A 7,642-nucleotide genomic window follows, 5' to 3' on the forward strand; every position below is an offset into this window, starting at 1 on the left:
GAACATCGATGGCGGAGCAGCGAACGTGTCGAGACAGTCGTTCAGTGGGCGCAGTGACAGGGGGCGTAAAGACTATTGAGGCCGGCGTGGTCGCGGTCGGGCTCGGTCTGTCCAGTGATGCCCAGCAAGACCAGCAGCCCGCGGGCAACGCTGGCGTCGCCTCAACGCGGTCGGTGATGATACGGGCTCTGGGTGTTCTCGTACGAAGGAGACCACAGTGGTGAATGATTTTGCTGGTAAGACCGCGCGCAATACCAACCTGCCCTCTATGGTCATCGGCGAGAGGGTTGCCTGGCCGCCGCTCTGTTTGGCGAGTCGATGACCTCGCTAGTGACCCCATGGGCAACGCTCTCGGGGAATGGAGCGGGCTGCGCTAGGACACACACGCGTAGCCGCGCTCGCGGGTCGTTGCAGCGGGTGGCTTCCGGTGAGTCCGCCGGGGCCCTGAGTGCGGGCGAGCGAGTAGCTTGCGGAGCTCGATCTACGCCTCTACCTCGGGCTTGAGGGTCTTCCGGAACCGGAGCTCACGGGGTCAGCGGGTCCTTCCACACACCTCGGCACGCCGCGACCGCTCGACAGTTGCTCTTTGTGACCATAAGGGCATGGGCCATGGCGGTAACACCGGCAAACTATCTCGGTCCACGAAACCGTCCAGGCAACACCGGATATCACACATAACCGCAGGTGGGGCGGGCGGGGCTCGAACCCGCGACCGGCAGATTATGAGAAGCACGCTCATCCGCAGGACGCGCCTGGCCTGCACCAACGCCTCGCGTCAACGCCATGAGCGCACACGGAGCACTGGGTTTTTCAGGGATCGCGGTCCACGCCTCGGTCCACGCCGCATCTCTCTTCCTGGGGCGTCGCCGTCACGTTACGTGAGTCACGCGACTATCTACCCCGTGCGGTTGCCGTTGAGCAGGACGCCGCCCTCGGCGGGCCAGATGACCGCGCGTCCGGGCAGTACTTTACCGCCGCGCCCTAGCAGTTATCCTCCAGCTTCTTCGGCACACCGGAGCACGTGATCAGGCCGCCCGACTGATTCGCCGCAATATATTGCAGCAGGTACTGGTAGAAGCTCTTGGCTAGCGCCGATGGGTGCGGGGGCATGTACAGGTTGGCCACTGTCGCGAAATTATACGAGCCATTGCGAACGTTCGCCGGCGTGGGCGCGATGCCGTTGATGCTGAGCACGGAAGCGTCGGGATAGCCGGCGGGATGCCCGTTGGATTCGTGGTCAACCTCCGCGTAACCGATCGCGTTCCGCGTTTTATTCACGAAACTGAGAAGTCCCATATTGCTGTATTCAGTGCAAACAGCACTCCCCGCCGGGGGCGGGCAGCTGTTGCCCGAAACTTGCGGCTCTGGCCCTTGCCTTCCGAGGAAGCCCAGGAGGGTAATACGGGTTCCAGTGCCAGCCTGGCGGCCGGCCGCGATCTTGCCGGGCTCGCCGCCCTGCAGGAAGAGCCGCTTCAGCTCACTACTGCTGATGTCCGATCCGGGGTAGAGACCGGTATGCGCGACCATGGAGAAAATGAGCACACCCAGCGGGTCGGGCGTCAGGAACGGGGCGCTGGAGGTTTCTCCGTTGTACATGGCGATCATTGACCCGGCTTGCGCAGGCTTACTTTGCACTGCCGCATTCACCGTCGCCGCGGCATAGGCGCTGTCTATACCTTTACCGCCGACGTCACCGTAGACCACGTTGATGCGAGCGTGGCACCGCCCCGTATAAATGCTAGCCGCAGCCTGCACGACCGGGCCGAAAGTGGAAGAGCCGATAAGCTCGATCGAACCCGAGGCGCAGGCTATGGTGGCGGCGGTCGACGTCTGCCGCAAGGTCGGCCGGGCCGACCTAGTTAGGAGCGGCGGCTTATTGCTTCCGCCATGATCGGGCGGCCCCAAGAGGGCTGCTAGCGCAGCGGCAACCGCGACCATGACGGCCGCACCAGCAAGGACGCCGCGTTTCCGCACGAAGTGCCAGGTGCCCGGGGTCGGGGTGGGAACCTGGCCGTGCCGCGGCGATGGTGCGCCCGGACTGGCCGGGCCCACGGCCACGGCCATGTCGTGCGCCTGTGTCCGGTCCCGGCCGCCGGTGTCCGGTCCGGCCGGGCCGCCTGGACGCCCGTAGCGGTGCACTTCGGCGGCTAGCTCGGCCGCGCTCGCGGCAGCCGGGTCCTGGTTCTGGCTGAAGCCTTGGTTGTACCGCCCGCACCAAGTGCACGGCCATGGAGTGTGAAATCCCTGCAAGCCGTCGACATAGCTGACCCTGGAGCACGCCGTACAGCGTCGCAGGAAGAAACCGTTCCCGCAGTTGCTGCATTGCCAGTGGCTCTGCTCGGGATCCGAATCGCCGGATGTCCCGCACTCCGGGCAGGGCACATGGGTAAGTACCTGTCCCATGCTCGAATGCTGACACGCGCGCGGTGACGGCAGGCTCTGGCGGCAGAGCCCGTTAGAGCGCCGTAACGTTTGGGCGACGCGAGTCGACCGACGGCGTGCGGCCGAGTCGCGGAAACCGGAGGTGAATTTTAGCCGTCCACAGCAGTACCCCTGAGTCTCTGGATGTACATGCAAGTCCAATGACGTCTGAACCCCCGTTCAGCACGATTGCCCTCCTGGCCTTAGCATCGAAATCAAGAACACCACTCGCTTCCACCAAGGTAGGTGATCTTGGTACCGGCGGTAACGCAGGTACCCCGAACTAGCTCCACCTGCCGTTTACAAGAAGCACGCTCCCAAGCTTTGAGGCCGCTATCTGCACCGATGCCACACGAAAGTGCTATCGCTGCACTCAAAACCGTGCGTTTTCTAGGCGGTCCGTTCCACGACTCGTTCCACGCCGCCGCACAAGAGGATGTCCCGCGGGAATCGAACGCGGCGCGTGCAAGCCATCGGGGCCTGTGCGCCGGTCAGCCGGTCTGAACCACGCTGGCTGCAACGATCCGCCCGTTCTGCACGGTGTCGGTGCCGGTGTAGGTCTGGACCGTCCTGTCCGGGTTGTTTGAGGTCAGGTTGAACGACACCTGGTCGCCAGACTCGCTGATCTCGGTGACGGTCTGCGCGCCTGTGTCGGCGTAGCCGGCCACCCACGCTGCATAGCTTGCACCGTTCGGGTGGAAGCCCAGCAGGGTCCACGCGGCGGCGTAGTCCTTGCTGGTGATGTCGCCGTAGAACGCGCTGATCACCGCCCACGGATCAGTCCCGGCCGGCGCGGCGGCCGGAGTTGTCGCGGGCGGGCTCTGAGTGACGACGCCGCTCCACACGATGACGTTCCAGTCGCACTCGGAGTTGACTGCCAGGTGGTAGTCGCTGCCGGGGTTCTGCGGGTAGATCGTGGTCGTGGCCGACCCGCCGCTGCCCAGCGCGTTAGCGACCGGCTGGTCATCCGAGCCGAGGCTGGCCTGGTTGCCGCTCTGCAGGTCGGCGATGAAGTTGCCGGAGCTGCCGAAGGATGCGCAGCTGTAGCTGTAGTGCACGGTCAGGGTCTCGGCGGCGACCAGGACCGGCGGCGAGTTCGCGATCCCGCTGCCGCTGAGGCTGAGCAGGACCTTCGGGGCAGCGGGTGCCGGGGCCTTCGTCGCCGGGACCTTCGTCGCCGGGCCCGGGACCGCTGCGCGCTCCGCGGCTGTCGTGGCCGCGCTCGTGGCTGCAGGGTGAGAGTGACTGCCTGCCGCTGCAGCGCCACCGCATCCGGCGAGCGCTGCGGCGGCGAGTGCCAGCACGGCTACGGCCGGTGCCCTGGTCCTGCGGAAACTAAGATTGCTCATGGCCGCCTCCCCACAGCGAGATCTTGGCGGGGTGGCTAGGGGATCGCCCGGAGTTGCCGCTTCGGCGGTCCCCGTGTGTTCTCTAGTCGCAGGATTCTAGTTTTACATTTCCAGTGTAAGCGCGAGGTTGTCACGTGTCTACCCAGGTCCAGTCGCGCAGTGACTCGATAGAGCTGCTTGAGACAGCCCGTCAGCCAGAGCTGCTGAGCATCCCGAGTCGGTGTCCCGCCTCCGCTTTCTGGACATGATTGTCTGGATGCGTCGTCACTGCGAACATCGCCGTGCCGGCCTAATCGCCGTGACGCTGGGTCAGCCCGGCGCGGTACCACGGCAGCAGCGGCTCGATGCGGGCCTATAACTGGTCCGGGACGATCCATGGCGGTTGTTGGCCCTTCCTCACAGACCTGCTCAATCGCCTCACCATCACCGCTATTCCCACAGGTCATTCTGTTAGCAATTCCTAGCCCCACAGCTGCTCTGAGGCGATCCTGGCTCCCTCGGACTGGGCCCGGAACTTCGCCCACGTGACGGTGGGGACCACCATGTCCATGCCGGCCGCCGTCCCGAACCCGCAGTCGGTTCCCGCCATCACGTTCTCCCGGCCCACCACCCCGGCATACTGAATCAGCCGGTCCGCGACCACCTCGGGATGCTCGACGATGTTCGAAGTGGAGTCGAGAACGCCCGGGATCACGTACTTGCCTTCGGGCAGCTTGGTGCCCTGGAACACCTTCCATTCGTGCGCGTGGCGGCCGTTGGACGCCATCAGCATCATGCCGGCCGGCTTGGCCTTCAGGATGATGTCGATGATGTTCTTGAGCTCGACATCCCTGGTCCGCGGCATTTCGATGTTGCCCCAGCAGATGTGGATCCGCGATGCCTCGGCGGGGACGTTGGCCAGCGCCTCGTTGAGCGCCTCGACATTTAGCTCCATCTGCCTGCGGAAGTTCTCCAGCGACCCGGCGCCTGGGGCGGTCATGGCCAGGTCCGGGCAATCCACCTGGAGGATGAAGCCCGCGCGGTGGATCGCCTCGTATTCCTCTCGCATCGCCGCAGCGAGCGCGCTCAGGTATTCCTCCTGGCTGCCGTAATACCGGTTGGGCGAGAAGACGGAGATGACTCCCGGCGAGGCGGCACTCATGAACGTGGCTACCTCGGGAACGCCTTCGGTAGCCGCCTTGAGGTTCTCGATATCGGCCTGCACCGCGTCCTGTCCCACGTAGGAGACCGGTCCGTCGCAGGTCGTGAACTTGATGGTCTGCGTGGACGCCATGGTCTGGGCCATCTTCGCGGCGAAGTCAGGAAACTCCTCCAGGCCCGCTGTCACCGATCCAGTGATCTCTTCGACCGAGCCCTCGCCGCCGAAGCCGGTCAGCCGGTCCTTGACGTACGTCGCGTAGCTGGGCTTGCTCACCTCGCCGTCGTTGAGCACGTCGACACCCGCGTCCGCCTGCCGCTGCACGGTCTCCCGCACCGCCGCCCGCACCTCGCCCTGGAACCGGGCGTCGTCGACGGGCTGGCCCGCTTCCTGGGCCAGCAGAAGCGGCAAGAACTCCGCCGGTCGCGGCAGGCTGCCCGAGTGCGTGGTCAGGATCCGGTCTGCTGTCGGCTGCATAGCCCGCCCCTTCCGCTCGCGCGGCACTCCGACGCCCCGGGCACCCGGCAACCCCCGGCGGCCCCGGCGTTGCGGCCGCGTAACCCAGTTCAGGCTCTTAACGTACGCCCCGCGAGGTATCCGCCGGGCTCCGGGTGCTCTTGGAGGTCCTAACAAAGTGAGAGGTTTCGCAGGCGGCGCCAGCAGATGATGGCGCTGGCGCGGCTGAGGAAGGCTTCGTGGATGTCGTCGCGGATCTCCCGGCGCTCCTCCCTGCTCGCGCTGACCCCCGCGGGCGAGTCGGCCGTGTCCCGGGCAGAGCCCGCCTAGCAGGCAGCAATCCAGGAGATCCTCGGCGAGGCCGTCGCTCTCGATGAGCTGAAGGTCCTTTCCCTGGCCCTCGGCGCCCTGCGCTCCGACCTTGAACGACGCCGCCTGGGGCTCCCGACCGGATGAGGCAAGGTCGCCGCAGCGCCCAAAAAGCTGGCCCCAGTTACCAGTCCGCCTGCTCCCATTCCGTCCGCGCGTCGGGCGGGCTGGTCGCAGGTCAGGGACGTGGCGATGCTCGATGCACGGTTTGCCGGCGCACGCGAGGTTGGCGCATTACGTGCGAGCGCGAGCAGCTTGCTGAGCTCGATCTGCGCCTCGACCTCGGTCCTGCGGGTCTTCCGGAACCGGAGCTCGCGGCCTGACAGCGGGTCCTTCCCCGGCGTACACCCTGGCACGCCACGACCCGCTCGGCGGCTGCTCGATGTGACCGGAGGACTAACGCGGCAGGCTACACAGCTGCAGATTTCGCCGGTCCACGAACCAGTCGCGAATCGACCGGTGACGGCATAAAGCCGCAGGTGGGGCGGGCGGGGCTCGAACCCGCGACCGGCAGATTATGAGTCCGCTGCTCTGACCAGCTGAGCTACCGCCCCATACCAGCCGCAAGAGTACCGCACTCGCGCCTGCCTTACCGGGCTCGCTCGCGGAGCCTCGTCAGTCTCGGTAACCCGCCGCGCGGAGCGCCCTGCGGATCTGCCGGGCGACGAGCTCCGGGTGCTGCCGGACAAGCCACGCCGGGAACCTCAGCGTCCGGTAGCCGTCGACGTTGAGATCGTTGTCCCGCTCCATGTCGTCCCAGCGCTGCAAGGGGTCCTCGGTGTGCTGGGCGCCGTCGATCTCGGCCGCGACCTTGCAGTCGTCCCACATGACGTCGGTCCACCGCCGTCTCCCCCGCGAGTCACGGCGCGCGACCTGGCGGCTGGGCTCGGGCAGCCGGTACGCGCGCACGACCTGACGGGTGAAGTCCAGCTCAGACAGCGCCTGCGCGCCGCCCGTGATGTCATCGAGAATGCCGGTCATGAGAGTGCGCCGGCGCAGGGTCTCGATCCTGGCAACCACCTGGCGCAGGTCGTCCACCCGAACCAGGCGCTGCTGAACGCCCGCGGCGAGGACCGCCATCGCGCCGCGGTCGGCCGGCATCCAGGCGGCGGCGTCGACCAGCGACCGCGCGATCCGCGTCCGCCTCGGCTGCCGGGTCGGATGCACGTCCGCGTCAATGAGCTCTCGCGAGTAGTGCGTTATCACCCACGGCCTGACCGGCGGGGTTCGCCGCCGGTACCCGTACGGAACGAGCAGGTGGACGGCGCTTTCCGCGAACGAAGCTTTGTCTCCGAATCCGGTCAGGCCGTCAAGCCGGGCAGCGGTCAGGCCGGCGAGCACGGCTCGCGGGCCAGCCCGGAGCAACGCGGCTCGGAGAATTTGCCGGTCAGTAAGCGGGCCGGAATGGGCGACCACCACGCCGCGGGCAGGTTTTTGCCAGCGCCCGGAGGATATCTGCCATCTCAATTGGTTTTCCGTCATGAACCGAAGCGCATCGGACGTGCTGATCACACCCTCGTGATCTGCGAGAACGTCGATGAGGCCAGCCGGGCTTAGTTTCATGCCTCCAGACTGCCGAGGCGCGCAAGCGCCTGTCACTATCGAATTTCGCGCTGTGGATAACCTGTGGATAAGTGACGTCTCCTGGTAATCCGTGACGTTTCCGTGGGTATAACAACGGAACTGACAAGGATTTCCGGGGCGGCGGCGGGTTAGGCGCCTTGGGCTCGGGGGAGGTGGACGGCGACGACTGCTGAGCGGCCGGCGTGGACGGCGGCTAGCGCGTCCTTGAGCACCGACGGCAGTTCGGCGGGGTCGTCGACTGTCGCGGCGAAGGCGCCGCCCGCGGCGGCGGCGATGCCGGGGAGGTCGGCTTCCGGCTCGAAGGAGACGTTGAAGTCGTCGGCCG

Annotated in this window: 6 protein-coding genes and 1 tRNA gene; 1 reads left to right on the top strand and 6 read right to left on the bottom strand. The window is 66.4% G+C overall.

Annotation, left to right across the window (positions count from 1 at the left end):
- Positions 1 to 981: 981 nt before the first annotated feature.
- The 3 genes from WA805_RS30630 to WA805_RS30640 all read right to left on the bottom strand — a co-directional run bounded on the left by WA805_RS30630 (position 982) and on the right by WA805_RS30640 (position 5,385).
- Entirely contained in the window at positions 982 to 2,403 is a 1,422-nt protein-coding gene (locus tag WA805_RS30630) for a hypothetical protein (RefSeq protein ID WP_425244069.1), read from the bottom strand.
- 509 nt (positions 2,404 to 2,912) lie between these two features.
- On the bottom strand, positions 2,913 to 3,770 hold the full coding sequence (locus tag WA805_RS30635) for a hypothetical protein (RefSeq protein ID WP_422338998.1): 858 nt from the start codon (positions 3,768 to 3,770) through the stop codon (positions 2,913 to 2,915).
- 460 nt (positions 3,771 to 4,230) lie between these two features.
- Entirely contained in the window at positions 4,231 to 5,385 is a 1,155-nt protein-coding gene (locus WA805_RS30640) for a cobalamin-independent methionine synthase II family protein (RefSeq protein ID WP_422338997.1), read from the bottom strand.
- A gap of 186 nt (positions 5,386 to 5,571) precedes the next feature.
- Here WA805_RS30640 and WA805_RS30645 point away from each other — a divergent pair, with 186 nt between their 5' ends.
- Positions 5,572 to 5,694, top strand: coding sequence for a hypothetical protein (locus tag WA805_RS30645; RefSeq protein WP_422338996.1), 123 nt, complete (start codon positions 5,572 to 5,574; stop codon positions 5,692 to 5,694).
- A gap of 519 nt (positions 5,695 to 6,213) precedes the next feature.
- Here WA805_RS30645 and WA805_RS30650 read toward each other — a convergent pair.
- The 3 genes from WA805_RS30650 to WA805_RS30660 form a co-directional block, all read right to left on the bottom strand.
- Positions 6,214 to 6,287, bottom strand: a tRNA-Ile gene (locus WA805_RS30650).
- A gap of 61 nt (positions 6,288 to 6,348) precedes the next feature.
- On the bottom strand, positions 6,349 to 7,074 hold the full coding sequence (locus WA805_RS30655; protein ID WP_422285362.1) for an endonuclease domain-containing protein: 726 nt from the start codon (positions 7,072 to 7,074) through the stop codon (positions 6,349 to 6,351).
- A gap of 371 nt (positions 7,075 to 7,445) precedes the next feature.
- Positions 7,446 to 7,642, bottom strand: a 197-nt coding sequence (locus WA805_RS30660) for a hypothetical protein (RefSeq protein ID WP_425244070.1), incomplete at its 5' end; no start/stop codon positions are given.

Source organism: Trebonia sp., assembly GCF_049794275.1.
Classification (GTDB): Bacteria; Actinomycetota; Actinomycetes; order Streptosporangiales; family Streptosporangiaceae; genus Trebonia.

Excerpts from the sequence above, each read along its gene's own strand:
- WA805_RS30630 (WP_425244069.1), bottom strand. The coding sequence starts at position 2,403 with ATGGGACAGGTACTTACCCATGTGCCCTGCCCGGAGTGCGGGACATCC.
- WA805_RS30635 (WP_422338998.1), bottom strand. The coding sequence starts at position 3,770 with ATGAGCAATCTTAGTTTCCGCAGGACCAGGGCACCGGCCGTAGCCGTG.
- WA805_RS30640 (WP_422338997.1), bottom strand. The coding sequence starts at position 5,385 with ATGCAGCCGACAGCAGACCGGATCCTGACCACGCACTCGGGCAGCCTG.
- WA805_RS30645 (WP_422338996.1), top strand. The coding sequence starts at position 5,572 with ATGATGGCGCTGGCGCGGCTGAGGAAGGCTTCGTGGATGTCGTCGCGG.